The organism is Novosphingobium sp. PC22D, from assembly GCF_002556635.1.
GTDB lineage: Bacteria > Pseudomonadota > Alphaproteobacteria > Sphingomonadales > Sphingomonadaceae > Novosphingobium.
In genome coordinates this window covers 686,687-711,890 of sequence record NZ_MWMO01000001.1, presented here as the reverse complement: position 1 = coordinate 711,890, position 25,204 = coordinate 686,687, and the positions used below count along the sequence as shown (strand labels likewise).

General features: G+C 67.1%; 23 protein-coding genes. 14 read left to right on the top strand and 9 right to left on the bottom strand.

Annotation, left to right across the window (positions count from 1 at the left end):
* The first annotated feature begins 3 nt into the window (after positions 1–3).
* The 4 genes from serS to B2G71_RS03300 are packed head-to-tail and all read left to right on the top strand — an operon-like array spanning position 4 to position 4,083.
* Positions 4–1,284 (top strand): serine--tRNA ligase, encoded by a 1,281-nt coding sequence (serS, locus tag B2G71_RS03315; RefSeq protein ID WP_098104303.1) that lies wholly within the window; start codon positions 4–6, stop codon positions 1,282–1,284.
* The gene (gene surE / locus B2G71_RS03310) at positions 1,284–2,048 is read left to right on the top strand and encodes a 5'/3'-nucleotidase SurE (RefSeq protein ID WP_098104302.1); all 765 of its coding nucleotides are present in this window, start codon (positions 1,284–1,286) and stop codon (positions 2,046–2,048) included. The genes serS and surE overlap by 1 nt, the downstream gene beginning before the upstream one ends.
* Positions 2,045–3,049 (top strand): LysM peptidoglycan-binding domain-containing M23 family metallopeptidase, encoded by a 1,005-nt coding sequence (locus tag B2G71_RS03305; RefSeq protein ID WP_098104301.1) that lies wholly within the window; start codon positions 2,045–2,047, stop codon positions 3,047–3,049. Before surE ends, B2G71_RS03305 begins: the two co-directional genes overlap by 4 nt.
* On the top strand, positions 3,046–4,083 hold the full coding sequence (locus B2G71_RS03300; protein ID WP_098104300.1) for a potassium channel family protein: 1,038 nt from the start codon (positions 3,046–3,048) through the stop codon (positions 4,081–4,083). Before B2G71_RS03305 ends, B2G71_RS03300 begins: the two co-directional genes overlap by 4 nt.
* Positions 4,084–4,131: 48 nt before the next feature.
* On the opposite strand, the gene fghA is transcribed toward B2G71_RS03300, so the two are convergent.
* Positions 4,132–4,965, bottom strand: a complete 834-nt coding sequence (gene fghA, locus B2G71_RS03295) for an S-formylglutathione hydrolase (protein WP_098104299.1) — start codon at positions 4,963–4,965, stop codon at positions 4,132–4,134.
* Entirely contained in the window at positions 4,965–6,077 is a 1,113-nt protein-coding gene (locus B2G71_RS03290; RefSeq protein ID WP_098104298.1) for an S-(hydroxymethyl)glutathione dehydrogenase/class III alcohol dehydrogenase, read from the bottom strand. The genes fghA and B2G71_RS03290 overlap by 1 nt, the downstream gene beginning before the upstream one ends.
* Before the next feature lie 114 nt (positions 6,078–6,191).
* On the opposite strand from B2G71_RS03290, the gene B2G71_RS03285 reads away from it, so the two are divergent.
* A complete protein-coding gene (locus tag B2G71_RS03285) occupies positions 6,192–7,076 on the top strand; it encodes a LysR family transcriptional regulator (RefSeq protein ID WP_098104297.1) in 885 nt (294 codons plus the stop codon).
* A gap of 7 nt (positions 7,077–7,083) precedes the next feature.
* Here the strand turns inward: B2G71_RS03285 and B2G71_RS03280 are convergent, their stop codons facing one another.
* Positions 7,084–7,533, bottom strand: a complete 450-nt coding sequence (locus B2G71_RS03280) for a globin domain-containing protein (protein ID WP_098104296.1) — start codon at positions 7,531–7,533, stop codon at positions 7,084–7,086.
* A 185-nt stretch (positions 7,534–7,718) separates the two neighbouring features.
* Here B2G71_RS03280 and B2G71_RS24000 point away from each other — a divergent pair, with 185 nt between their 5' ends.
* Complete coding sequence (locus B2G71_RS24000; protein ID WP_168176231.1) at positions 7,719–7,865, top strand: hypothetical protein; 147 nt, start codon at positions 7,719–7,721, stop codon at positions 7,863–7,865.
* Between the two features lie 4 nt (positions 7,866–7,869).
* On the opposite strand, the gene B2G71_RS03275 is transcribed toward B2G71_RS24000, so the two are convergent.
* The 3 genes from B2G71_RS03275 to B2G71_RS03265 form a co-directional block, all read right to left on the bottom strand.
* Positions 7,870–8,304: a cytidine deaminase gene (locus B2G71_RS03275; RefSeq protein ID WP_098104434.1), complete on the bottom strand. Its 435-nt coding sequence runs from the start codon at positions 8,302–8,304 to the stop codon at positions 7,870–7,872.
* A gap of 8 nt (positions 8,305–8,312) precedes the next feature.
* Complete coding sequence (locus B2G71_RS03270) at positions 8,313–9,011, bottom strand: glycoside hydrolase family 25 protein (protein WP_098104295.1); 699 nt, start codon at positions 9,009–9,011, stop codon at positions 8,313–8,315.
* Between the two features lie 63 nt (positions 9,012–9,074).
* Positions 9,075–9,557 (bottom strand): UPF0262 family protein, encoded by a 483-nt coding sequence (locus B2G71_RS03265; RefSeq protein WP_098104294.1) that lies wholly within the window; start codon positions 9,555–9,557, stop codon positions 9,075–9,077.
* Between the two features lie 128 nt (positions 9,558–9,685).
* On the opposite strand from B2G71_RS03265, the gene B2G71_RS03260 reads away from it, so the two are divergent.
* Together B2G71_RS03260 and B2G71_RS03255 are read left to right on the top strand one after the other, a co-directional pair.
* Entirely contained in the window at positions 9,686–11,200 is a 1,515-nt protein-coding gene (locus B2G71_RS03260; protein ID WP_098104293.1) for a replicative DNA helicase, read from the top strand.
* A gap of 22 nt (positions 11,201–11,222) precedes the next feature.
* Positions 11,223–11,963, top strand: a complete 741-nt coding sequence (locus B2G71_RS03255; protein ID WP_240529980.1) for an SDR family oxidoreductase — start codon at positions 11,223–11,225, stop codon at positions 11,961–11,963.
* Positions 11,964–11,978: 15 nt separating this feature from the next.
* Here B2G71_RS03255 and B2G71_RS03250 read toward each other — a convergent pair whose 3' ends face one another.
* Positions 11,979–13,748, bottom strand: coding sequence for a DNA/RNA non-specific endonuclease (locus B2G71_RS03250; RefSeq protein WP_098104292.1), 1,770 nt, complete (start codon positions 13,746–13,748; stop codon positions 11,979–11,981).
* Between the two features lie 322 nt (positions 13,749–14,070).
* On the opposite strand from B2G71_RS03250, the gene B2G71_RS03245 reads away from it, so the two are divergent.
* From B2G71_RS03245 to B2G71_RS03230, 4 genes are all read left to right on the top strand, one after another.
* On the top strand, positions 14,071–15,900 hold the full coding sequence (locus B2G71_RS03245; protein WP_098104291.1) for a hydantoinase B/oxoprolinase family protein: 1,830 nt from the start codon (positions 14,071–14,073) through the stop codon (positions 15,898–15,900).
* A 214-nt stretch (positions 15,901–16,114) separates the two neighbouring features.
* Positions 16,115–18,187, top strand: coding sequence for a hydantoinase/oxoprolinase family protein (locus tag B2G71_RS03240; protein WP_098104290.1), 2,073 nt, complete (start codon positions 16,115–16,117; stop codon positions 18,185–18,187).
* A gap of 38 nt (positions 18,188–18,225) precedes the next feature.
* The gene (locus tag B2G71_RS03235) at positions 18,226–18,735 is read left to right on the top strand and encodes a 2,4'-dihydroxyacetophenone dioxygenase family protein (protein ID WP_098104289.1); all 510 of its coding nucleotides are present in this window, start codon (positions 18,226–18,228) and stop codon (positions 18,733–18,735) included.
* Between the two features lie 4 nt (positions 18,736–18,739).
* Positions 18,740–19,519 carry a tyrosine-protein phosphatase gene (locus B2G71_RS03230; RefSeq protein WP_098104288.1) on the top strand — a complete coding sequence of 260 codons (780 nt, stop codon included), beginning with the start codon at positions 18,740–18,742 and terminating at the stop codon, positions 19,517–19,519.
* Here B2G71_RS03230 and B2G71_RS03225 read toward each other — a convergent pair.
* Positions 19,516–20,766: an MFS transporter gene (locus tag B2G71_RS03225; protein WP_098104287.1), complete on the bottom strand. Its 1,251-nt coding sequence runs from the start codon at positions 20,764–20,766 to the stop codon at positions 19,516–19,518. The genes B2G71_RS03230 and B2G71_RS03225 overlap by 4 nt on opposite strands.
* A 191-nt stretch (positions 20,767–20,957) precedes the next feature.
* Between B2G71_RS03225 and ftsH the strand changes: the two genes are divergently transcribed.
* Positions 20,958–22,892, top strand: a complete 1,935-nt coding sequence (gene ftsH / locus B2G71_RS03220) for an ATP-dependent zinc metalloprotease FtsH (RefSeq protein ID WP_098104286.1) — start codon at positions 20,958–20,960, stop codon at positions 22,890–22,892.
* A 183-nt stretch (positions 22,893–23,075) separates the two neighbouring features.
* Complete coding sequence (locus B2G71_RS03215; RefSeq protein ID WP_098104285.1) at positions 23,076–24,095, top strand: sensor domain-containing diguanylate cyclase; 1,020 nt, start codon at positions 23,076–23,078, stop codon at positions 24,093–24,095.
* 13 nt (positions 24,096–24,108) lie between these two features.
* Here B2G71_RS03215 and B2G71_RS03210 read toward each other — a convergent pair whose 3' ends face one another.
* Positions 24,109–25,176: a DUF3667 domain-containing protein gene (locus B2G71_RS03210; protein ID WP_098104284.1), complete on the bottom strand. Its 1,068-nt coding sequence runs from the start codon at positions 25,174–25,176 to the stop codon at positions 24,109–24,111.
* Between the last annotated feature and the right edge of the window lie 28 nt (positions 25,177–25,204).

The window sequence follows — 25,204 nt, the reverse complement described above, 5'->3', positions numbered from 1 at the left end:
GCCATGCATGACATACGCCTGATCCGGAACGATCCCGAAGCCTTCGACGCCGCGCTTGCCCGGCGCGGTGTGGAGCCCGTCGCGCGCGGGCTCATCGTCATCGACGAGGAGCGCCGCGCCGTCGCAACCAGGATGCAGGAACTGCAAAGCCGCCGCAACGAGGCTTCGAAGGCGATCGGCAAGGCCATGGGCCAGGGCGACACGGCCGCCGCCGAGGCGCTCAAGGCCGAAGTCGCCGAGATCAAGGAAACCCTGCCCACGCTGGAGGGGCAGGACCGCGATCTGGCCGCGCAACTCGAGGACGAGCTTTCGCGCCTGCCCAACCTGCCCGCCGACGACGTCCCCAACGGTCCCGACGAGGACTCCAACGTCGAGGTCTCGCGCTGGGGCAGCCCGCGCGAATTCGCCTTCGCGCCCAAGGAGCACGCCGACCTCGGCCCGGCGCTGGGGCTCGACTTCGAGACCGGCGCGGCGATCGCGGGCGCGCGCTTCACCTTCCTCAAGGGCACGATGGCGCGGCTCCACCGCGCGCTCGGCCAGTTCATGCTCGACCGCCAGACGGGCGAGAACGGCTATCTCGAATGCGCGCCGCCGCTGCTGGTGCGCGACGAGGCGGTCTACGGCACCGGCCAGTTGCCGAAGTTCGCCGAAGACCTGTTCCGCACCACCGACGGGCGCTGGCTGATCCCCACCGCCGAAGTCTCGCTCACCAACGCGGTGCGCGAGCAGATCCTCGAGCCTGCCGCCCTGCCGCTGCGCATGACCGCGCTGACCCCGTGCTTCCGCTCCGAGGCGGGCGCGGCGGGGCGCGACACGCGCGGCTTCATTCGCCAGCACCAGTTCGAGAAGGTCGAACTCGTCACGGTCTGCGCGCCCGAGCAGTCGGCGGCCGAGCACGAAAGGATGATCGCCGCGGCCGAATCGATCCTGCAGGCGCTGGAGCTGCCCTATCGCAAGATGCTGCTGTGCGCGGGCGACATGGGCGCGAGCGCGCGCAAGACCTTCGACCTCGAGGTCTGGCTGCCCGGACAAGGCGCCTACCGCGAGATCAGCTCGGTCTCGAACTGCGGCGATTTTCAGGCGCGGCGAATGAACGCGCGCTACAAGCCCGAGGGCGCGAAGAAGACCGAGTTCGTCCACACCCTCAACGGCTCGGGCCTCGCGGTGGGCCGCACGCTCGTCGCGGTGCTGGAGAACTACCAGCACGAGGACGGTACCGTCGCCGTGCCCGCCGCCCTCGCCCCCTACATGGACGGCATCGACAAGCTGGAGCCGATCGCCTGATGCGCATTCTTCTGACCAACGACGACGGCATCAACGCGCCCGGGCTCTATGTCCTAGAGAAGATAGCGGCCAAGCTTTCCGACGATATCTGGATCTGCGCGCCGGCCGAAGAACAGTCGGGCGCGGGCCACTCGCTCACGCTGACCCGGCCGGTGCGGCTGCGCGAACATGCACCGCGCCGCTTTTCGGTCTCGGGCACGCCGACCGACGCGGTCAACATGGCGCTCAAGAAGGTCCTGCCCGAGCCGCCGGACCTCATCCTCTCGGGCGTCAATCGCGGTGCCAACCTGGGTGACGACGTGACCTATTCGGGCACGGTCTCGGCGGCGATGGAAGGCGCGCTCGCGGGGGTGCGCTCGATCGCGCTGAGCCAGGTCTACGGCAAGGAAGGCGTCGGCAACGCGGTCTCCTTCGACGCCGCCGAAGCCTGGGGCGAAAAGGTGCTGCGCCCGCTTGTGGATATCGAATTTGCCTCGCGAAGCTTGGTTAATATAAACTTTCCCCCAATGGCAGGTGGGGACGTGAGGGGCATTCGCGTGGTTAGGCAGGGTTTTCATGACTATGCCCGCGGTTCGGTGGTGGAAAGCATCGACCCGCGTGGTTTCCCGTATTTCTGGTTCGGCCTTCACGGGATCGAGCATACGCCCGGTTCGGACACCGATCTCGAGGCGATCGCGGACGGCTATATCTCGGTCACGCCGCTCCATCTCGACCTGACGCACGGCGCCGAGCTGGAGCGCATGGCGGATCAATACCAGCCGTGAGGCGGCTGGTCTTCCTCGCCGCCGCCCCGCTCCTGATCCTGTCCGAAGCATCGGCCGCGACGCCCAGGGAAGAAAGCGAACACGTCGTCCTCGAAGGCGAGACGCTCAACGGGATCGCCAATCGCGCCGGAGTGCCGCGCGAGCGCATCATCGAGGCCAACGGGCTTGAGCCGCCCTATGTGGTGCGCATCGGCGAGACATTGGCGATCCCGCGCGGCGGCGGCGCCTCGCGCACCATCGCCGCACGCGGCCCGTCCAACCCGGACCTCTCGCAAGCGAGCAGCTACGTCGTGGCGCCAGGCGATTCGCTGGGCGGCGTCGCGCTGCGCGCCGGAGTGCCGCGCGTGCTGATCGCCGAGGCCAACGGCCTGGAACCGCCCTACGTCATCCGCATCGGCCAGACGCTGAAGATCCCGCGCACCGGCGCGCATACCGTCGCCGCGGGGGAGACCGGCTTCGCGATCGCCATGGCGCGCGGCGTGCCGTGGTCCGACATCGCGGTGGCCAATGGTCTCGATCCGGACGCGCCGCTGCGCCCCGGCGCGCGCCTGCTCATCCCCACAGTGGTCGATGCGCCGATGAAAGGCGCCTCCTCCCCGCTTCCCCCGGGCACGCCCGAGACCCGGTTCGCCTGGCCGCTTTCGGGCGACGTGCGACGCAGTTTCACGGAGCGCGGCACCTCGGCCTATCACGACGGGCTCGACATCCGGGCTGCGCGCGGTACTGCTGTGCGGGCCGCAGCGGCAGGCGAGGTCCTGTTCGCCGGCAAGGAAGAGAAGGACTTCGGCAACCTCGTGGTGATCGATCACGGCAACGGGTGGCACACCGCCTACGGCTTTCTCAGCCGCATCACCGTGAAGCAGGGCCACAAGGTCGCGCGCGGCGAACGGATCGGCCTCGTCGGCAGTTCCGGCCGCGCGAGGGGAGACGAGCTGCACTTCGAAGTGCGGCATGACGGCGCGCCCGTCGATCCCATGCCGGAGCTGCCCGAAACCCCGTGAAGCAGCGACGCGCGCAGGCCCTGTTCCGGCCCTTGCGGCGCGCCATCGCCGTCCCCGTCTGGGCCGATGCCGCACTGCGGCTGTTCGCCGCGCTGGGGCTCGTGTTCGTCGTCGTCATGGTTCACTGGGCCGACCGGGGCGGGCTCAAGGACGCGCACGACGGCCACGTCAGCTTTCTCGACGTCGTCTATTTCACCATGATTTCGATCACCACCACCGGCTTCGGCGACATCGCCCCGGTCAGCGACCGGGCGCGGCTCGTCGAGGCGGCGATCGTCACGCCGATCCGGCTGGCGGTGATCTATCTCTTTGTCGGCACCGCCTATAATTTCATCATCAAGCGCAGCTGGGAGAAGTGGCGCATGAAGCGCATTCAGGAACGGCTCGAGAACCACATCGTCGTGCTCGGCTATGGCGTGAGCGGTTCCGAAGCGGTCAACGAGCTTATCGAGCGCGGCACCGACCCGGCCTGCATCGTCGTCATCGACCAGGGCGAGGCGCGCCTCGCCCAGGCCGAGCGCGTCGGCTGCAACGTCATGGAAGGCGACGCCACCCGCGACGAGGTTCTCGCGGCGGTGCGCATCGCCAAATCGCGCGCGGTGCTCGTTTCGGCGGGGCGCGACGACACGACGATCCTGATCATCCTCACCGCGCGCCACCTAGCGCCCGGCGTGCCGATCACCGCCGTTGTGCGCGCCGACGACAACGAACTGCTCGCGCGCCAGGCGGGCGCGGACAACGTCATCAACCCGGTGCGCTTCACCGGGCTGCTGCTGGCGGGTTCGGCGGAGGGCAAGCACATCTCCGACTACCTCGCCGATCTCGCTTCGGTAACGGGCCGGGTCCAGCTCGTCGAGCGCAAGGTGCTCGCCTCCGAGGTCGGCAAGGGCATCGACGCGCTCGCCAGCGGCGGCAAGGGCCTGCGGGTCTATCGCGGCGGCGAGGCGATCGGGTTCTGGGAGGACGCCGCGCGCGAACTGCGGGCAGGCGACATCGTCGTCGAGATCACGCCGGTCTGCGAGAGCGAAGACTAACGCCGAGCGAAGTTCACCAAGACGCGAGCGGTCCGGGTCCGCGCTCCCTCAGGCCTTCAGCCGCTCTGCGTGCCACGCGATGTGCTCGGCCATGAAGGTCGAGATGAAGTAGTACGAGTGGTCGTACCCCTCCTGCATGCGGATCGTCGCCGGCTGGCCCGCCTTGTCGCACGCCTCGCGCAGCAGATGCGTCTTGAGCTGCTCTTCGAGGAAGCCATCGGCGGTGCCCTGATCGACGAGCAGGTCGGGCAGGCGCGCGCCGTCCTCGATCAGCGCGCAGGCGTCGTATTCGCGCCAGGCGGCACGATCGGGGCCGAGATAGCCGCCCAGCGCCTTATCGCCCCAAGGGCAGGCGAGCGGCGCGACGATCGGCGAAAAGGCGCTCACCGAACGGAAGCGGGCCGAATTGCGCAAGCCGATCGTCAGCGCGCCGTGGCCGCCCATGGAGTGGCCGGTGATGCCCTGGCGCTCCATGTCGACCGGGAACCGCTCGGCGACGAGCGCGGGCAATTCGCGCTCGATGTAGCTGCGCATGCGGTAGTTCTTCGCCCAGGGCTCCTGCGTCGCATCGACGTAGAAGCCCGCGCCCTTGCCGAAGTCGTAGCCCTCGTCATCGGGCACCTCGTCGCCGCGCGGACTGGTATCGGGCGCGATGAAGATCACCCCGTGCTCGGCGCAGGCAGCGCGGAACTCCCCCTTCTCGGTGACGTTGGCGTGGGTGCAGGTCAGGCCCGAGAGATACCAGAGCACCGGCAGCTTCGCGCCCGGGGCATGCTCGGGCACGAAGACCGAGATGGTCATTCCGGTCCCGGTTTCGCGCGACTGGTGGGTGTAGACGCCCTGCGTGCCGCCGTGGCTCTTGTTCGTTGAAACCGTCTCCATCAATAGACCACGACCGAGCGGATCGACTTGCCCTCGTGCATCAGGTCGAAGGCGGTGTTGATTTCCTCAAGGCCCATGACGTGGGTGATCATCGGGTCGATCTCGATCTTGCCGGTCATGTACATGTCGACGATCTTGGGCACGTCGGTGCGGCCCTTGGCGCCGCCGAAGGCGGTGCCGCGCCAGTTGCGTCCGGTCACGAGCTGGAACGGGCGCGTGGCGATTTCCTTGCCCGCCTCCGCCACGCCGATGATGATCGAGGTGCCCCAGCCGCGATGGCAGGCCTCGAGCGCGGTGCGCATGACTTCGGTGTTGCCGGTGGCGTCGAATGTGTAGTCGGCGCCGCCGTCGGTCATCAGCACGATCTTGGCGACCACGTCCTCGCGGCTCATGCCCTTGGTGTTGAGGAAGTCGGTCATGCCGAACTTGCGGCCCCATTCCTCGCGGTCGGGGTTGATGTCGACGCCGATGATCTTGTTCGCGCCGGCGAGCCGCGCGCCCTGGATCACGTTGAGGCCGATGCCGCCGAGGCCGAAGACGACGACGTTGTCGCCCACCTGCACCTTGGCCGTGTTCACCACCGCGCCGACGCCGGTGGTGACGCCGCAGCCGATGTAGCAGCTCGTCTTGAACGGCGCGTCCTCGCGGATCTTGGCGACGGCGATCTCGGGCAGGACGGTGAAGTTCGAGAAGGTCGAACAGCCCATGTAGTGAAAGATCGTCTCGCCCTTGTACGAGAAGCGGCTGGTGCCGTCGGGCATCAGCCCCTGCCCCTGCGTCGCGCGGATCGCGGTGCACAGGTTGGTCTTGCCCGAAAGGCACGACTTACACTGGCGGCACTCGGGCGTGTAGAGCGGGATGACGTGGTCGTCGGGCTTCACGCTGGTCACCCCCGGCCCCACCTCGCGCACGATGCCCGCGCCCTCGTGGCCGAGGATCGAGGGGAAGATGCCCTCCGAATCGAGCCCGTCGAGCGTGTAGGCGTCGGTATGGCAGATACCCGTCGCCTTGATCTCGACGAGAACCTCGCCCTGCTTGGGCCCTTCGAGATCGACCTCGACGATCTCGAGCGGCTTCTTGGCTTCGAAGGCGACGGCGGCACGGGTTTTCATCGATTCTGGTCTCGCTTGAAGGGATCGGAACGCAGGGCCTAGCATTGCCGCGCGTGGCGGATAAAGGGGCTTGGACGTAATGCTTTATTTCCGCAGAGGGACAATCCGCGCACCATGCCGCCATGGGAAGGCCTTGAAGAAGCCGTTGCGATCGCCGACGCCGGCTCGTTCGTGGGCGCCGCCGCCCTGCTCGACGTCTCGACCTCCCACGTCAGCCGGGTGGTCGCGCGGCTCGAGGACCGGGTTGGCGTCGCGCTGTTCAACCGCACGACGCGGCGCGTCAGCCCAACCGATGCCGGCCGCAACTTCATCGAGCACGCGCGCCGCCTGATCCAGGAGCGCGACGAACTGCTCGCGCTGACGCGCGGTGACGACGAGCCGCAAGGCGAGCTGCGCCTAACCTGCTCGATCGTGATGGGCGAGCGCTTCATTGCCCCGATCGTGGGCGACTATGCCGATCGCCATCCCCGCCTTTCGGTCTCGATCGACCTGACCAACCGCGTGACCGACATTCTCGCCGAGGGCTACGACCTCGCGATCCGCACCGGCGAGGGCGATGACCGGCGCCTCGTCAGCCGAGAGATCGCGCGCCGCCGCCTCGCCACCGTCGCCTCGCCCGCCTACCTGGAGAGAGCCGGAGCACCGCACTCGGTCGACGATCTCGCCCGCCACGAATGTCTCGTCGGCACCGCGGGCAACTGGCACTTTCTCGAAGGCGGGCGCCCGCGTGTCATCACGCCGCGCGGGCGCTGGCGCTGCAACAGCGGCGCCGCGGTGGTCGGCTTCGCGCTCGCCGGGCGCGGGATCTGCCAGTTGCCCGAGTTCTATGTGCGCCGCCCGATCGCCGAGGGGCTCCTCCTCCCGGTGCTCGAGCATTGCCTTGCGGAGCCCGAGAAGGTCTGGCTGGTCTCGCCGCAGCGCCGCCACCTGCTGCCCAAGGTGCGCCGGCTGATCCGTGAATTCGAGGAGCGGCTGCAACCCGCGCTCGACGCGGCGTGATCGCGGTTCAGGGCTTGTCCTGCTGCGCGTAGAGCGCGTTTTCGGCATTGATCAGGATCTCGGCGAGATACCAGTAGGCCTCGCCCCAGGCTTCGAGCAGTTCGTCGCTCGCCTCATCGCCCAGCACGTCTCGGATCGCGGGCAAGAGCGCTTGCGCGACGAGCGGATAGTGCTCGGCCCTGACACCGGCCTCCACGTGGCGTGCCGCCATGCGCTCGACCGCGCCGCCGAGGTTCTCGAGCTTGTCGGCGTTCTGCGCATAGGCGAGGATCGCCCCGGCGAGCCGGCGCGGCTGCTCGCCCGATTCTTGTGCCGCTCGGTCGAACATCGCCTCTATCTCGGGGTTGATGAAAAGCCGCTCGTACATGCGGGTGGTGATCGCGACGCCGTGCTGCTGGAGCGCGGGAGCGCTTGCCTTGATGGTTGCGATCGTTTTCGCGGAAAGCGGCTTGGCCATGCTTTGTCCTCGGCTGCTGCCCTGCCATCGACATGTCGGGCCGAGGGCAGGATAGCGCTGCTCGGGATGAACGACCCGAAAAATCCGCTCCGGATCGGGGTGTTACCATCGCCTCGGCTTCCCATATGAGTAGGAGGCAGAAGCGACTCGCCATGAAGCGAGCGCCCAGAACAGGAGAGAACACCATGGAAAACATCGGCAACGAAATTCCCTATCGACGCGCCCACGATCCGCAGCGCACCGGCTCGCTGGTGCTCGACCGGCATCGTGAGGAAGCGGTCAAGGAAATGCGCGAGGAAGAAGCGACCACCGCCGCCCGGCGTCGCCGCTGAGCGGTCAGGCTTGGCCGAGGTTCGCGGGGCCGAAGGCGTGGGGCAGCAGCGCCGAGAGGCGCGTCTCGAACACGCCCTCGCCCCCCGCGCACCAGATCACGGGATCGGTATCGCCGCTCTGCGCCAGTTCGTTGAGAACCTGGCGGCAGCGCCCGCAGGGCGTGACGGTTTCGCCGAATACGCCCCCGATCCCGCCGATCACCGCAACGGCGACAAGACCGCCGCGCCGTCCTGCGGCCATGGCTGCCGAAACCGCGACGGTCTCGGCGCAAAGCGACAAGCCGTAGCTCGCATTCTCGACATTGGCGCCGGTCACGACCGAACCGTCGGCGAAGAGCAGCGCCGCGCCGACATGGAAGCGCGAATAGGGCGCATAGGCTCCGGTCGCGGCCTCGCGTGCCATGCCGATGAGCCGGTCGCGCTCGGCGGAAGTCTGCACGGACGCGCTCACGGGCGGACCACCACCCAGCGCAAGTCGCCGTCGGCGATCTCGTTCGAAAGCCGCGTGTTGGCGGTCCACATCGTCCAGGGACGGCCCGCGTAGTCGGGCTCGAAGCGGTCGCGCACCAGCCACAGGTTGCGGTCGATCCGGGCTGCGATGCCGTATTCGGCCTCGAAGCGATCGCTCACCTTGAGGATCGTGGCGCGTCCGGTGTGCGTTTCGACCTGGTTGAGAAAGGTCATGAGTTCGCTTTCCACCTTCGCTTCGTTGACCCTCATCAGACAGTGCTCGGCCGTCATGTCGAGTTCGACGGCCGGCGGCAGCATATCGGCGTCGCGCGGCACCGTGGTGACGAAATTGGCTGCCTGCTTCTCCGCGGGCTGACACGGATCGTAGCGATGGACCGCGCCCACCTGCAAGCCGGCGAGCCGCGCGCCCTCGAGGTTGGTCACGAAGTTCGGATCGCGCGCCGAGGCACTGGCGCTCGCGTCGATATAGGCGAAGTCGGCGCCGATGCCTTTCACCGTGCTCCAGTCGAGCGCGCCGTCCTCCGCGCCGATCTCGACGCCCTGCACCGGGTAGTCCGCGCGCGGCGGCAGCCAGTGGTGGAGATGCCACCAGCCCCATGCGCCGCCGACCAGCGCCACAAGCGCCAAGGCGCCCAACAGGCGCAGCAAGGCGCGGCTGCTCCGCTTCCTGGCCATGTCAGCTTTGGTGCCCCCGAACCCTGATGCAACGCCCGGGCCGCCCCCGCGCCCGATTCTTCCTCAGGCCCTGATATGCAGCACGCAGATCAGGGTAAAGAGCCTGCGCGCGGTATCGAAGTCGGTCTCGACCTTTCCTTCGAGCCGCTCGATCAGCATTTCCGCCGCACCGTTGTGAACCCCGCGCCGGGCCATGTCGATCGTCTCGATTTCCTGCGCGGTGGCCTTGCGCACCGCCTGATAGTAGCTCTCGCAGATCGCGAAGTATTCGCGGATCGAGCGCCGGAAGCGGCCCATGCCGAGCCCAAGCGTCTCGAGGGCATTTCCCTGCTCGTCGGCGACGCTCATGATCAGCCGCCCGTCGCGCACCGATAGGTGCAGGCGATAAGGCCCGTGATGTCCCGCCTCGTAGGAGCGCACCGGCTTGAAGGTGTTGTCCTCGATCAGATCGAACATCGCCACACGCCGTTCCTGCTCGATATCGGCATTGCGCGAGAGGATCGTGGCCTCGTCGAGTTCGATGTGCGAGATGCGCGGATCGGGCATGCCCCATGCGCCTTACGCAATTGCAGCATGCCGGGGCAAGTCCGGAGCGCTCTTCCACACGCTGTGGATTACTTTCCATCGTTTGTCGGGTTGCCGGGACGCGGGGCCGGGAGCAAGGTGCCGCGCTTATGGCCGAGCCCGAACTCCTCTTCCGAAACGCGCCGCCCGAACCGCGCGCGCTGCCCTCCAACGTCGAGGCGGAAGCCGCGTTTCTCGGGGCGGTGCTGATCGACAACCGCGTGATCGAGGAACTGCAGACGCAGCTCGCGCCGACGCATTTCTACGAGCCGGTGCACGCGCGAATCTACGAACGAATCATCCAGTTGCTCGATCGCAAGGCGGTGGTCACGCCAGTAACGCTGCGGCCCTATTTCGAATCGGACGAGGCGCTCAAGGAGCTGGGCGGCGTCGCCTACCTCGCGCGGCTCACCGCCGACGGTCAGGGCCTGCTCGCCCCGCGCGAACTGGCCGAGCAGATCTACGACCTCGCCTTGCTGCGCGAACTCGTCTCGGTCGGGCGCGGGCTGGTCGAGGGGGCGATGGACACCTCCGAGGCGGTCGAGCCGATGGAGCAGATCCAGCAGGCCGAAGCCGCGCTCTACAAGGTCGCCGAAGGCGCGGGCAGCGCCAGCGAGGCGCAAAGCTTCGGGGTCGCCACGCGCACCGCGATCGCCGCGATCGAGAAGGCGTTCAATTCGGGCGGCCATATCTCGGGCAAGACCACGGGGCTCGATTCGGTCAATTCCAAGATCGGCGGCCTGCACGATTCCGACCTCATCATCCTCGCCGGGCGTCCCGGCATGGGCAAGACCTCGCTTGCGACCAACATCGCCTTCAACGCCGCCAACCGCCTCAAGCGCGACATCGAGGACGGCATCGCAGAGGACAAGTCGGTGGGTGCGGCGACCGCATTCTTCAGCCTCGAAATGAGCGCCGACCAGCTCGCCACGCGTATTCTCGCCGAACAGTCGGGGATCAGTTCCGAAGCGCTGCGCATGGGCAAGATCAGCCGCGAGGACTTCCAGCAGCTCGCCTTCGCCAGCCAGCGGCTCGCCGAACTGCCGCTCTACATCGATGACACCCCCGGCCTCACCATCGCCGCGCTGCGCGCGCGGGCGCGGCGGCTCAAGCGGCGCCACAACGTCGGCCTCATCGTGATCGACTACCTGCAGCTTCTCCAGGGCACGGGCCGCGCGCAGGACAACCGCGTGAACGAGATTTCCGAGATCAGCCGCGGCCTCAAGACGCTCGCCAAGGAACTCAACGTGCCGGTGATCGCGCTCTCGCAGCTCAGCCGCGCGGTCGAAAGCCGCGAGGACAAGCGCCCGATGCTCTCGGACCTGCGCGAATCGGGCTCGATCGAGCAGGACGCCGACATGGTCTGGTTCGTCTACCGCGAGGATTACTACCACAAGGCGACCGAGCCGAAGTTCCCGACCGACACCGATCCGCCCGAAGTCGTCGCCAAGTTCGAGGCCTGGCGCGAGAAGATGGAGCAGATCATGGGGCTGTCCGAACTGATCGTCGCCAAGCAGCGGCACGGCGCGACCGGCAAGGTGCGGCTCAAGTTCGAGGCGCGGATCACCAAGTTCTCCGACCTCGCGCCCGACGACATGCGCGCCGCGATGTACGACAGCGACTGATCGCGCCCGCGATTCCGCATCGATGAAACGCGTCATGCTCATCGCCGGAGGTAGCGGCTCGATCGGGTCCGCGATCGCGCGCGAGGCGGTGGCGTACGGCTGGACCGTGGCGATCCACGGGCGCAGCGAGGACAAGGTGCACGCGCTCGTCGCGGACTTGTCGGGCGAAGCCTCGGGCGAGGCGGAAGGCTTCGTCGTCGACGTCCGCTCGAGCGATGCGGCCGAACTGCTCGTCGCCGACGTGGCCGAGCAGTTCGGACGGCTCGACGCGGTGATCGATTGCACCGCGACCGGTCCCGCCGGAATCGTCGGGCCGTTTTCCGACACCGATCCCGACGCCTACGGCACCTTCCTCGATCTGTCGGTGGGCTGGCTGCAGCGACTCGCCCATGCGGCCTGGCCTTTCCTCGAGCAGGACGGCGGGACGCTGATCTCCTTCGTTTCGGACGCGGGCGTCTTCGCCGCGCCGCGCCAGGCCATGATCGGCGCCGCGCGCGCGGGCGCGATCGGCTTCATCCGCAACTTCGCCATGGAAGCGGCGCGCAGCGGCGTGCGCGCGCACTGCATCTCGCCGAGCTTCGTCGAGGATAGCGAGAGCGCGCGGCGGATGGGCTCGGCACGCATGGAGAAGGCGGCGCGCCGCGCCGGGCTCGGCCTGCCCACCGCGCGCGACATCGCCCCGCTCGCGGTCTTCCTGTGTTCGGACGACGCGGCCCGGATCACCGGACAAGTGATCAGCGTGAACGGTGGTCTGAACTGCTGAAGCAAGGAGACGGCGTCAATCGAACTCCGGGACGTGCGGCAAGGTCTCGACGACCGGCGTCTCCTTGTAATAGTCGAGATCGAGCCGGCGCGCCTCGCCCTGGCGCGAGAAGACCATGCTCTTCGCGTCGCGCAAGAGCACCTCGAGGCTCATCGCGAAGGCGAGCCGCTCGCGAACGCGGTGCCCTAACGCTTCCATGACGTCGATCGTGACCGGCAGGACGAACTCGCCCTTGTCCTTGTAGCCCGTCATCAACTCGCGATCGAAGAGGGTCTCGGACCAGTGCGAATAGATCGTGCCGGGACCGCCGCCGCGCTCGACCTCCATCGCCGAAAGACCCGCGACCTGCTCGACGGCGGGCTCCAGGAACTTGCCCGTATCGCGGTCGTAGAGCGTGTCCCAGACCTTCCAGCCGATGCCGAGGGTATGGCCGATCTCGTGAATGATGGTCCCGGCGATCTCCTCGTCCGAGTAGTCCATCAGGAACTTGGTGTTGAAGCGAACCTCGCCGTAGTGGACTCCGTCACCGTTGTCGTAGGGCTGCCTGGCATAGGCGATGGTATTGCTTTCCTCGGTGAACACGCCAAGCCGGATGACGATCGAATAGACCGGCTCGACGAAGCGGTTCCAGAAGTTGCAGGCGCTGCGTGCGCCCATCTTGAGCCGATCGCCGAGGTCGCTGATGATCTTGTAGGTCACCAGGTTGGCGGCGGGCTCGCCCTCGGCGGGCCTCGCCGGTTCGGCAGCGCCGGCGATCTCCTGCGCGCGCAATAGCCACGAGATCGTATGCTGGATCGTCTCGATCCGCACCCGCTCTTCCTCGGTGACCGCGCGCCCCTGCTGGCTGACTTGCGCGTTGATCGCGTCGGCCTCCGCCTTGAGGCTGTCGATCAGCCCGGCGATGGTCTCGGCATCGGGCTGCGCCTTGGCGGCGAGGCCGAAACCGGCGGCCCATTCGTCCTTCTTCGCCGCGATCGCGCGCATCAGGCGGCTTTGCGGCTGCGCGTCCTCCCGCGCCTGCTGGCCAAGCGCATAAGTCCGGCCCCAGGACGCGAAGAACCTGAGCCGCGTGCGCCGTTCTATCTCCTCCAGCGTCGCGGGATAGGCGTCGGGCGTCGAGCCGCGCGGCGCGGTCTGCGGGATCAGGAAACAGTCGATCCGCACCTTCGACGGGGTGTCGTAGGGATAGGTATGCGGATCGACGATGATCGCGAAATAGGTCTCGGGCACGGGCACGAGCTTGCCTCCGTCACGCGTCACGAACGCCGGTTCCTCGCCGAAGACCGGCCCGACGGTGGCCCAGACGTGGTCCTTGCCCGGCTCGTCCTCGATCGCGCGGATCGCATCCTCGAGCTTGAGCCAGACGCCGCTGTTGAGCGCGCCGTACTGCGGGCTCATGTTCGACATCAGGAAGGTCTCGAGCTGCGCGAGCCGCCCGAACTGACGGTTGATCACCTCGTTGGGCGTCATGTGCCCGACATTGAGCGGAATGCCGCCGAGCTTGCCGAAGGTCGCCTTGCTCAGCCGGTGCGCCTCGTCGAGCCGCAAGTCGGCGTAATAGTGCATCGGCCGCGCGTAATCGACGTGCGCGTCGGCATGCGCGACGCGATAGGCGGACCAGGCGGGCTGGAGCGTCGTGGGCGAGAAGCCGACGACGTAGCCCTGATTGACGAGGATCTGCACCGGCCTGTCGGGATCGAGGTTCTGCGGCGCCCCGCGCCAGAGATGCAGGTCGATATGATGCGCCTGGCTCGCCGAAAGCGGATGAACCGTCGTATAGTCCATGGTTGCCCCTCCCCGAGCTTGCCCGCGCCGTCACGGCAACGTCATCGCAAAGTTATCGGATCTCAAAGTAAACCTTGGAGTCAGCGCTTTACTTTTCGGTCGCCTTTTCCGAATCGCCGATTTTCGAATCCCTTTTCGAATGAATACGTCTAGATCGCAATTCTTACAACTTGAACACGATCCGAAATGCCAGCTTTGACTGCGCGCCGGATGCCCCTCGCCTTTCGCCTCCTGCATGCCGCTTGGCGCGGTTTGTCGAGAAGCGGCCCGGCCGCTGTCCTAGTCCGGGATGACAAGAAGGACCGCCCGGAGAGGAACGCCCATGTCCTACGAACTCAACCGCAGGCTCGCCGCGCGGCGCGATCCGCTGCCGACCTCGGTGAACATCGACCAGGTCACCGCCGACATCATTCGCGGCGCGTTCGAGACGGTGTGCTTCGAGTCCGCCACTTTCCTCGGCCGCGCTGCCTCGAGCCCGATCATCAACCAGTCGAACGAGCGCAACGCCGCGATCGTCGATGCCAACGGCCGACTGGCGATGGGCGCGGTCGGCACGCCGCATCTCACCTTCGTCAACCAGATGGAGACGCGTTGGGGGCTGATGAACCAGGAGCGCTACGACTGGGGCCCGGGCGACGTCTTTCTCGCCAACGACCCCGATCACGGCGGCGGCCACTTGCCCGACTACAACGTCTACGGCCCTGTCTATGACGAAAAGGGCGAACTGATCTGCATCCAGACGCTGCAGGCGCACCAGGGCGATACCGGCGGCAAGGACCCGGGGGGCTTTTCGCTCGACGCTACCGACGTGTTCACCGAAGGCGTGATCTACCCCTGCCTCAAGCTCGTCCACCGCGGCGAGCTGCGCAAGGACGTGTTCGATTTCGTGGTGCGCAACAACCGCTTCGCCACGTTCGCCGGCGACATCGCGGCGATGATCGGCGGCGTCCAGCACGCCAACCGCATGCTGGAAAAGCTGATCGCCAAGTGGGGCGCCGAAACGGTCAAGGCGGCGATCAACCAGTCGATCGAGCACACCGAGCGCCGCGTGCGCGAGGAAGTGGCCAAGTGGCCCGATGGCACGCACGAGGCGACCGTGCTGATCGACCACGACACCGCGGGCACCAAGGACATCAAGGTCCACGTCACCTGCACGATCAAGGGCGACCAGCTCACCGTCGATCTCACCGGCACCGACGACCGGCCCGAACTCGTCGGCGTGTGGAACACCTTCGCCAATTCGCGCAGCTACGTGATGACCCAGGTCGTCGCCGCGATGGACCCGACGATCGTCAAGAACGAGGGCTTCTTCAACGCGGTCGACATCGTCATTCCCGAAGGCTGCATCGCCCAGCCCCCGGCGAACAAGCCCGCCGCGCTCGGCTCGTTCCACCCGGCCTGCGAGATCACCGAGGCGGTCTGCCTCGCCCTGAGCGCGGTCGCGCCCGAGCGCAGTCAGCCGCAGCTCTACAAGATCGGCATGCCCAACATGGTGGTCGGCTTCGACGAGAACGGCATGATGTGGATGGACCAGGGCGTCGACTGCCGCTCGATGGACACCAGCGCGGTGCAGGGCATCGACGGCTGGGGCTCGTGCCCCAATGCGCTCGGCTCGCTGATCCTGTCCGAAGCCGAGGATGCCGAGAGCCGCTTCCCGATCCTCAACATCAGCCGCGAGATGACCACAGACGGCGGCGGCGCGGGGCAGTGGCGCGGCGCGCCGGGCTCGCTCAACGTCAAACAGGTGCTCAAGCCCACCTCGGCGGTGGCGTGGATGGTCTCTGCCGACCACCCCTTGCGCGGGATGTGCGGCGGCGAGGATGCGATTCCCTATTCGAACCACTTCGAGGTGGGCTCCGAGAACGAGCGCAAGATCGAGCACACCGCGCAGGACCTCCTGCCCGAAGAAGCGGTGATCGCCTACCAGCACGGCGGCGGCGCCGGGTTCGGCTTTCCGCTGCTGCGCGATCCGGAGGCGGTGAAGGACGACGTGCTCGACGAGTACGTCAGCGTGGAAGCCGCACGCGCCAAGTACGGCGTCGTCTTCACCGGGAGCCTCGAGGACTATACCCTCGCGGTGGATGTGGAGGCGACCGAAGCGCTGCGCACGAAGATGGGCCGCGACACGCTGCTGGAAGAGGCGGCCGAATAGGAACCGGCCTGCCGATGCGGTTCGTTTCATCCGATCATCCGGACAGCAAACGCGAGGCGGCGGTTCGGCGGGGTTCCGTCATGCCGATCGGATTTCGCGGCCATTGCGCCTCCCGGCGCGGTGGCGCGCAAGGAAACAGACCCTGAAACACTTTCAGGGCGACGAATGAGAGATGAGGGCGGCGGGCCAAGGCTTGCCGCGAGGGGGACTGGATATGACTTATCGCGTCGGCATCGACATCGGCGGCACCTTCACCGACTTCGCCTTGCTCAAGGGTGAGCAGGTGATACTGCACAAGAACCTCTCGACGCCCGAGGATCGGTCGGTCGGCGTGATGGAGGGCGTGGGCGTACTGGCCGAAAAGGAAGGCCTCTCGCTCGGCGACTTTCTCGGACAGTGCGAAGCGATCGTCCACGGCACGACGGTGGCCGACAATACCCTGATCGAGATGAACGGGGCACTCACCGGCCTCATCACCACCGAGGGCTTCCGCGACGAGATCGAGTACCGCCGCGGCTTCAAGGAAGACATCTGGGACGTCCGTCTTGCTCCCCCGCCGCAGATCACGCCGCGCCGCCGCCGCCTGACCGTGCCCGAGCGCATCCTGCACGACGGCAGCGTGCACAAGCCGCTCGACGAGGACGCGCTGCGCGAGGCCTGCCGCAAGCTGCGCCTCCAGAACGTGGAGGCCGTGGCGATCAGCTTCCTGTTCTCGTTCGTCAATCCCGAGCACGAGCGGCGCGCCAAGGAGATCGTCACGCAGGAGATCCAGAACGCCTATATCTCGGCGAGCCACGAAGTCCTGCCCCGCGCGCCCGAATACGACCGCACGTCGACGACGATCGTCAACGCCTACGTCGGCCCGCGCGTGATCGCCTATCTCGAGCGGCTCGTGCACAGTCTGGTCGAAGGCGGCTACAAGAACCAGCTCATGGTCATGCAGGCCTCCGGCGGGGTCATGACAAAGGAATACATCGACGGCGCACCGATCCGCGTGCTCGCCTCGGGGCCGGCGGGCGGCGTCATCGGCTCGGCGCACACCGGCACCGCCAAGGGCCATCCCAACCTGCTGTGCGTCGACATGGGCGGCACCAGCTACGACATGAGCCTCGTGGTCGACGGCGAGGCGCCGGCCGAAGCCGGCTGGAACATGCACCACCGCTACCTGATCGGCGTGCCGATGGTGAAGGTGGAAACGCTGGGCGCGGGCGGCGGCTCGATCTGCCACGTCAACGCGGGCGCGCTCGAGGTCGGCCCGCGCTCGGCGGGTTCGGAGCCGGGCCCGATCTGCTACGGCCGCGGCGGCACCGAGCCGACCGTGACCGACGCGCTCGTCATGCTCGGCATCCTTTCGACCGACGAGGGGTTCGCCGGCGGATCGTTCACGCTCACCAAGGCGGGCGTCACCGAGGCCTTCCAGGCGATCGGCGACGAGATGGGCTACGGCGCCGAGGATGCCGCGTTCGACTGCTGGCGCGTGGTCAACGCCAACATGAGCCAGGGCGTGCGCCGCACGACGGCGGGCAAGGGCATCGATCCCAAGGATCTCGTGATGCTGGCCTACGGCGGCAACGGCCCTGCCTTCGCCGCCATCCAGGCCGAGGATCTGGGCATCACAAAGGTGCTCGTGCCCAAGGCGAGCCCGACCTTTTCCGCGCTCGGCACGCTCGTCGCCGATCCCACGATCGACGAGGAGCGCAGCTACATCGCCTCGGCCCATGCGCTCGATCTCGAGCGAATCCGCCAGCTCTGGGGTGATCTGTCGACGCGCGCGCGCAAGTACTTCACCGATGCCCGCTTCGACGCCGACACGATCCGGGTGAACTATCAGCTCAACATGCGCTATCCGGGGCAGAACTTCTCGCTCTCGTTCGACTTCAAGTCCGAAGTGAAGCTGGGCGATCTTTCCTTCGTCGACGACGGCTTCGGCGAGAGGGCGATAGAGCTGTTCAACCAGCGTCACATGGCCGAATACAACCATATCCGCGAGCACGAGGTGCCCGAAATCTCGGGCGTGCGCCTCGCCGCGCACGTCGCCACTCCCTCGCCGAGCGTCGTCGCGGGCTTCTCCGCCTCGGGCGTGGAGCCGAAGCCCGCCAAGAGCCGCCGCGCGAACCTCGGCGACGGCTTCAAGGACACCCCCGTCTATCTCGGCAAGGACCTTGCACCCGGCATGGAAGTGATGAGCCCGGCGATCATCGAGGAGACCTTCACCACGATCGTCGTCTATCCCGGCTGGAAGGCACAGGTCGACGCGGCGGGCGACTACCAGCTAGTGAAGGCTTGAACGCCGCTCGAATCGGACGGCGCGAGAGGAGAGAGACGATGCCCCTTCCCGACGCCGTCCACGAGCAGGATCGCCTGCTCTCGGTGAACATTCACGACGAGCCGGGAATCGATTTCGGCGCCTATTTCCCGGGGATGATGCTCTGGCCGCTCTACATGGACGCGGGCGCCGGGGTCTGGGTGCTCTATGCGCGCTACGGCGGCGGAACGCGCCTGCCCCGCCATTTCCACACCGGCCAAGTGCATTTCTTCACCACCAAGGGCCGCTGGCACTACGCCGAGTATCCCGACGACGTGCAGCGTGAAGGCAGCTACCTCTACGAACCGCCCGGCTCGGTCCACGCGCTGGTCATTCCCGAAGGCGAGGAGGCGGTCGAGGGCTTCATGGTGGTGAGCGGGGTCAACATCAACTTCGACGACGAGGGCAACTACATCGACACCAGCCACGCCGGCTCGATGGAGGCGACGATCCTCGAGGTCGCGAAGGCGCAGGGTATCGCCATGCCGCGCTACATCCGCCCCTCCGGCCCCGCCGCGTTCACGCGCTGAGGCCATGGACGAGGACGTCAGGGCCCGGCTGGTCCCGCTCGAGGGCGGCATAAACTTTCGTGACATGGGCGGCTACGCGACGCGGGACGGTCGCCGGCTGAAGTGGCGGCACCTCTACCGCTCGGGCTCGATGGCGCGGCTGACGCAGGCCGACTACGATCACCTCGCGGCGCTCGGCATTCGCGCCGTGGTCGATTTCCGCTCGGCGCGCGAGCAGCGGCGCGATCCCAACGCATGGTGCCGCGTGGCCGGAATCACCTACTGGTGCCGCGACCACAACGAAGTCTTCGGGCGGCTGCACGAAATGGTCGAGCAGGGCATCGAAAGCGAGGCCCATGCCGAGGAAGTGATGGCCGGCGGCTTTCGCGAACTGCCTTTCCAGCAGGCGCCCGCCTATGTCCAGCTCGTCAAGATGATCGCTGCGGGCGAAGTGCCGATCGCGTTCAACTGCACGGCGGGCAAGGATCGCACCGGCGGCGCCGCCGCGCTCGTCCTGGCGGTACTGGGCGTGCCACGCGAGACGATCGTCGCCGATTTCACCATGACCGAGCGCGCCGTCGACCTCACCACCGCCTTCGGCGAGCGGCCGGGCGCCGCCTCGCCTTATGCGAAACTGTCGCCCGAGGTGATGAACGCGCTGCGCGCCGCGCGTGCGCCGTACATCTCGGCCTTCCTCGACAGCATCGAGGCGCGCTGCGGCTCGGCCGAAGGCTATCTCACCGAACGCGGCGTCGCGCCCGGCGAGATCGCGGCGTTGCGCGAGATCCTGCTCGAGCGCGCCTAGGCCTGCGGCCATTCGTCGCGGGGGCGGCCGAGCAGCAGCATGCCGGTCGCGCCCACGGCCATGACGCCCATCAGGATCATCAGCACGAGGTCGTAGTTGCCGGTCGTGTCGTAGAGCCCGCCCGCGACCACCGGCGCGAAGATGCCGCCCACCGCGCCCGCCATCAGCATCGCGCCGAGCAGCGCGCCGAAGTGGCGCAGTCCCATGTGGCGCGAGACGAGGTAGAAAACGACGTCGTACTCGGCCCCGATCGTCGCGCCGAACCCGGCGACCGCGAGGCCCAGCACCACCGGTCCGGGCGCATCGAGCAGCATCAGCGCCCCGCTCGCCACCGGCAGCAGGAAGATCGCGGTGGCGACGAGATGCGCGGGCAGGCGGTCGAGCAGGAAGCCGGCCGAAAGGCGCGCGACGAGGCTCACCACGCCGACGAGCGAGGCGGTCGCGGCGGCGGCCTCGAACGAAAGGCCCTTGGTGCCGAGCAGCGCGACGAGATTGGGGGCGATCGACATCGAATAGAACACGAAGGCGAGATTGCCGAAGGCGATGATCCAGAACGCGGGCAAGCGCAGGCTCTCGCGCACCGAGAGGCCGGGCAGCGCCGCCGCGGCCGGCTCGCCGCGCTCCGCCGTTGAGCGGCGCGCCGCGATTTCCTCTTCCTGACGCCCGCGAAACAGCGCGAGCACCACCGGCAAGGTCAGCGCCAGCCAGATCAGACCCAGCCCGGCGATGCCGAAGCGCCAGCCGCGATCGGCCATGAGCCACGAGGCGATCAGCGGCGCGAGGATCGCGCAGACCGAGGACCCGGCCAGCGTCACCGCGATGGCGAATCCGCGCCCCGCGTCGAACCGGCTCGCGACAGCGCTCGTCCAAGCGTTGGCCTGAACGAAGATCATGCCCACCGCGATGCCCAGCCACAGCAGCGTCCAGTTGAGCCGCGTCCCGGTCGCGGTCGAGAGCAGCGAGAACGCGCCGCACATCAGGATGACGCCGACAATGCCGACCCGGCGCGGGCCGAACCGGTCGATCGCCAGCCCCGCGAACACGCTGAACACGATCGCGAAAAGCGAGGTGACCGTAATGCCCGACATCGAAACGGCGCGCGACCAACCGAACTCCGCTTCAATCGCCGCCACGAAGGGGCCGAAGCCGTAGCTCATCAGCGAGGCGCAGGAATAGCCCATCGCTCCCGCCAGCGGCACCGTTCCATAGCGCCGCCATTCCGTCGCGGCTCCCGGCCGTGCCCCCATCGCTCTCTCCCGTGATTTTTTTCGCGCCAGGCAGGGCGCCGATTTTTGGCGTGGTCCGCCATCCGCCGCGAAAACCTTCGCGCGAGGGCCGGGCCCGATGCGCAGGCGACGTTTGCTAATGCCTGTGCTAACTTGCCATTCAGCCACCCGCGCCTACATATTCGGCAGCAATAGGACGGTTTAGCCACACGATGAACGACGATCAGCCGAACGGCAATCCCTGGATGAAGAGCCTGCTGGTGTGGGGAGGGATCTTCCTCGCCCTGCTCATGGTGGTTTCGATGTTCGGATCGCGCACCGACGCGGGCCAGTCGATCCGCTATTCCGACTTCCGCGACAAGGTTGCCGAAGGCAGCGTGCAGGAAGTGCAGATCGGCGAGGATCGCATCGTCGGCAAGTACAAGAACGGCGACACCTTCAGCACGGTGCCTATCCCCAACGACACCAGCCTGCCGCAACTGCTGCAGACCAACGGCGTCGACTATGCCGGCAAGCCCGCCGAGGAACCGAACTGGATCGCCTATGTGCTGATCCAGGCACTGCCGTTCATGCTGATCCTGGGCATCGCCTTCTTCGCGCTGCGCCAGGTCCAGAAGGGCGGCGGTTCGGGCGCGATGGGCTTCGGCAAGTCCAAGGCCAAGATGCTCACCGAGCGCCAGGGACGAGTCACGTTCGACGATGTCGCGGGCATCGACGAGGCGCGCGAGGAACTGCAGGAGATCGTCGAGTTCCTGCGCGATCCACAGCGCTTCTCCAAGCTCGGCGGCCAGATCCCCAAGGGCGCGCTGCTGGTCGGCTCGCCCGGCACCGGCAAGACCCTGCTCGCGCGCGCCATCGCCGGCGAGGCGGGCGTGCCGTTCTTCACCATCTCGGGTTCCGACTTCGTCGAGATGTTCGTCGGCGTCGGCGCGTCGCGCGTGCGCGACATGTTCGAGCAGGCCAAGAAGAACGCGCCGTGCATCGTCTTCATCGACGAGATCGACGCGGTCGGCCGCCATCGCGGCCACGGCCTCGGCAACTCGAACGACGAGCGCGAACAGACGCTCAACCAGCTTCTGGTCGAGATGGACGGCTTCGAGGCAAACGAAGGCATCATCATCATCGCCGCGACCAACCGGCCCGACGTGCTCGATCCGGCGCTGCTGCGCCCGGGCCGCTTCGACCGCCAGGTCGTCGTCCCCGTCCCCGACATCGACGGCCGGGAAAAGATCCTCGCGGTGCACATGAAGAAGGTGCCGCTCGCGCCGGACGTCAATCCGCGTGTCATCGCGCGCGGCACGCCGGGCTTCTCGGGCGCGGACCTGGCCAACCTCGTCAACGAAGCCGCCCTGCTCGCGGCACGGCGCAACAAGCGCCTCGTCGCGATGCAGGAGTTCGAGGACGCCAAGGACAAGGTGATGATGGGCGCCGAGCGCCGCTCGATGGTCATGACCGACGACGAGAAGAAGATGACCGCCTATCACGAGGCGGGCCACGCGATCGTCAGCCTCAACGAGGAAGCGTCCGACCCGATCCACAAGGCGACGATCATACCGCGCGGCCGCGCGCTGGGCATGGTCATGCGCCTGCCCGAGCGGGACAGCTATTCCTACCACCGCAACAAGATGCTTGCGAACCTCTCGGTGGCGATGGGCGGCCGGGTCGCCGAAGAGCTGATCTTCGGTCACGACAAGGTGTCCTCGGGCGCCTCGTCCGACATCCAGTACGCGACGAGCCTCGCGCGCAACATGGTCACCAAGTGGGGCATGTCCGACAAGCTCGGCCCGCTCCAGTACGAGGAGCAGCAGGAAGGCTACCTCGGCATGGGCGGCTCGCAGCGGCTGATGGCCTCGGACGAGACCAACAAGCTGATCGATTCTGAGATCCGCGTGCTGGTGGAAGACGCGCACCGCCGCGCGACCCAGATCCTCACCACGCAGAACGACAAGCTCGAGGCGCTCGCCAAGGCGCTGCTCGAATACGAGACGCTTACCGGCGATGAGATCAAGGCGCTGATGGACGGCGGCAAGATCGACCGCCCCGACGAGCCGAGCGGTCCGGCGCGACCCGCCGCGCAATCGGGCTCTTCGATCCCGAAAGCCGGCAAGCGCTTCTCCGGCGGTGGCGCGACGCCCCAGGGCGCCTGAGCGCCTCTCGCCGCGCACGTGACAAGAAGGGCCGTGGCTGGAATGCCGCGGCCCTTTTCGCATGGTCGAGGCGCGGTCGATGATCGGATGCCGCCTTGAAAATCTCCGCGGAGGGCCTGGGCAAGTTTACTACGTATTGATCCTTATTCCGCATGAGGGTCGCCAACTTTCGACCGGACGATCATGTTGCAATTCAAACTGGAAGACGAAGAAGGCCGGCAGGCGGCGCTCGAGCGCTATGATATCTCCGAGCCGCGCATCGAGCCCTTCGAGCGGATCACTTCGCTGGTGAAGGCCGTGCTCGGGGTTCCGATGTGTGCCGTCACCTTCATCGACGGGGATCGCCAGCGAATTCACACCCGTCAGGGCTTCGACGTCGCCGAGACACCGCGATCCGCTTCGTTCTGCCAGCATACCATCGCCTCGACCGGGCCGCTGGTCGTCCCCGACGCCAGGCGCGACCTGCGCTTCAGCGACAACCCGTTCGTGACGGAGGGCACCCTGTCGAGCTATCTCGGCGTGCCGCTGACCACGCCCGACGGCTATAATCTCGGCGCGCTCTGCGCGATGGACACCGTCGCGCGACAATTCGACCCCGCCGAGATCGAACTGCTCGCGCGCTTCGCCGCGCTGGTCGTCGAGGAACTCGAACTGCGCACCATCGCGCGCTACGACGCACTGACCGGCGCGGTCACCCGGCGCACCTTCGTCGAGGAATCGAAGCGCGTGATCGACCGTTTCGCGCGCTATGCCCGGCCCGGCGCGCTGCTGCTGTTTGATATCGACCACTTCAAGTCGATTAACGACACTTTCGGCCATCCGGCTGGCGACGACGTTCTGCGCCGGGTGGCACAAGTGGCCGAAGAGACGCTGCGTCCCTCCGACATGCTCGGCCGGATCGGCGGCGAGGAATTCGGGATTCTTTTGCCAGAGACCGAGCGCGCGGACGCCCGAGCCTGCGCCGAGCGCCTGCGGCAGGCGATCGCGTCGCTCCACATGCCCGAGCTATCCGGCCGCGGCATCTCGGCGAGCTTCGGCCTCTCGTGCCTTTCGGGCTTCGTTGGCAGCCCGGAGGGATGGATCGCGGAGGCCGACGCGGCGCTCTACATGGCCAAGCGGTCCGGCAGGAACCGTTGCGTCGATGCCGGAGCGCTCGACGAGGCGCCCGGCCCCGTAGCGCAGGAATTGTCCTGGGAAATCTGAGCGTTCCGTCGGCTCAGCCGACCAGTCCGAGCATGATCAGTGCGATCACGAAGATCAGCAGAATAAAGGTGGTGATCGCCATCATGAGATAGATGGTGCGCCACAGGGCCGAGAAATGCGAAAGTTCGTAAGTGCCCTTGAGGTGCCGGTAGATGTGCACGAAAGCGATGATCGAATAGGTCGACAGCACGTAGTTCGGATGCACTCCGAAGCTGCCGACGATCGTGGCCAGGATGCCCATCAGCGACATGAACGCGATCGAATAGGTCACGAACACCGCGTGGTCGTAGAAGCCGAAGCGCCGGCGCCACGCGAACACCAGCGCCACGAACGGCACCGATATCGGAATCAGCAACCAGGAAAACTTGTAGGCGTTCGTCTGTAGCTTGTAGAGCATTAGCCCTGGGTTGTGGCGCCACTTCTCGATGCCCTTGTCGAGCCGCTTCCAGCCCGAGTGCCAGCCCTGCGTTTCCCGTCCGGCGCCCTCCTGGAAAATGGGCAGCGTGCGCAGCGCCGCGATATCGGCGTCCAGTTTCTCCACCCTCTCGGCGATCCTCGCCCGCTCCTCGCCGGAAAGGTCCTGGTCCTCGAGTTCCTCGGCCAGGTCCTTGCGCTGATCGACAAGCTTCTTCTCGGCCTCCTGAACCTGCTCCGCGCCGGAGATGCTGGCCATGTTGCTCGTCGCCGAGATACCCATGATCTGGAACACCGCGAACATCACGAAGACCGAGAACAGGAACATGGCCATCGGCGAGACGAACTTCTGGCGTTCGCCGTCGATATAGCGCCGCGTCAGTTCTCCCGGCTTCCACGCGAGGATCGGCAGCGTGTTGAAGGTGCGTCCCTCGAAATGCAGCACGCCGTGCAGCAGGTCGTGGAAGATCGCGCCGATGCTGCGATGCAGGTGCGCCCCCTGGCCGCAGCGGTGGCAATAGGGGCCCGCCAGCGGCGTTCCGCAATTGAGGCAGGCCGTCTCGTGAGTGTGCCCCGCATCGCCGGCTCCGTCGCGCTCACGCTCGACCGCGCCGCCCAGAAGCGCCCCCTCGATGACCCCGCCGACTCCCTCACCGATATCGCTCATCGTGACAGCACGCTAGCGTCAAGCGACA

What these genes read in the sequence shown, in the direction of transcription:
- serS (WP_098104303.1), top strand. Translation starts at nt 4, where the DNA reads ATGCATGACATACGCCTGATCCGGAACGATCCCGAAGCCTTCGACGCC.
- surE (WP_098104302.1), top strand. Translation starts at nt 1,284, where the DNA reads ATGCGCATTCTTCTGACCAACGACGACGGCATCAACGCGCCCGGGCTC.
- fghA (WP_098104299.1), bottom strand. Translation starts at nt 4,965, where the DNA reads ATGGAGACGGTTTCAACGAACAAGAGCCACGGCGGCACGCAGGGCGTC.
- B2G71_RS03290 (WP_098104298.1), bottom strand. Translation starts at nt 6,077, where the DNA reads ATGAAAACCCGTGCCGCCGTCGCCTTCGAAGCCAAGAAGCCGCTCGAG.
- B2G71_RS03285 (WP_098104297.1), top strand. Translation starts at nt 6,192, where the DNA reads ATGCCGCCATGGGAAGGCCTTGAAGAAGCCGTTGCGATCGCCGACGCC.
- B2G71_RS03280 (WP_098104296.1), bottom strand. Translation starts at nt 7,533, where the DNA reads ATGGCCAAGCCGCTTTCCGCGAAAACGATCGCAACCATCAAGGCAAGC.
- B2G71_RS24000 (WP_168176231.1), top strand. Translation starts at nt 7,719, where the DNA reads ATGGAAAACATCGGCAACGAAATTCCCTATCGACGCGCCCACGATCCG.
- B2G71_RS03270 (WP_098104295.1), bottom strand. Translation starts at nt 9,011, where the DNA reads ATGGCCAGGAAGCGGAGCAGCCGCGCCTTGCTGCGCCTGTTGGGCGCC.
- B2G71_RS03265 (WP_098104294.1), bottom strand. Translation starts at nt 9,557, where the DNA reads ATGCCCGATCCGCGCATCTCGCACATCGAACTCGACGAGGCCACGATC.
- B2G71_RS03260 (WP_098104293.1), top strand. Translation starts at nt 9,686, where the DNA reads ATGGCCGAGCCCGAACTCCTCTTCCGAAACGCGCCGCCCGAACCGCGC.
- B2G71_RS03255 (WP_240529980.1), top strand. Translation starts at nt 11,223, where the DNA reads ATGAAACGCGTCATGCTCATCGCCGGAGGTAGCGGCTCGATCGGGTCC.
- B2G71_RS03250 (WP_098104292.1), bottom strand. Translation starts at nt 13,748, where the DNA reads ATGGACTATACGACGGTTCATCCGCTTTCGGCGAGCCAGGCGCATCAT.
- B2G71_RS03245 (WP_098104291.1), top strand. Translation starts at nt 14,071, where the DNA reads ATGTCCTACGAACTCAACCGCAGGCTCGCCGCGCGGCGCGATCCGCTG.
- B2G71_RS03240 (WP_098104290.1), top strand. Translation starts at nt 16,115, where the DNA reads ATGACTTATCGCGTCGGCATCGACATCGGCGGCACCTTCACCGACTTC.
- B2G71_RS03235 (WP_098104289.1), top strand. Translation starts at nt 18,226, where the DNA reads ATGCCCCTTCCCGACGCCGTCCACGAGCAGGATCGCCTGCTCTCGGTG.
- B2G71_RS03230 (WP_098104288.1), top strand. Translation starts at nt 18,740, where the DNA reads ATGGACGAGGACGTCAGGGCCCGGCTGGTCCCGCTCGAGGGCGGCATA.
- B2G71_RS03225 (WP_098104287.1), bottom strand. Translation starts at nt 20,766, where the DNA reads ATGGGGGCACGGCCGGGAGCCGCGACGGAATGGCGGCGCTATGGAACG.
- ftsH (WP_098104286.1), top strand. Translation starts at nt 20,958, where the DNA reads ATGAACGACGATCAGCCGAACGGCAATCCCTGGATGAAGAGCCTGCTG.
- B2G71_RS03215 (WP_098104285.1), top strand. Translation starts at nt 23,076, where the DNA reads ATGTTGCAATTCAAACTGGAAGACGAAGAAGGCCGGCAGGCGGCGCTC.
- B2G71_RS03210 (WP_098104284.1), bottom strand. Translation starts at nt 25,176, where the DNA reads ATGAGCGATATCGGTGAGGGAGTCGGCGGGGTCATCGAGGGGGCGCTT.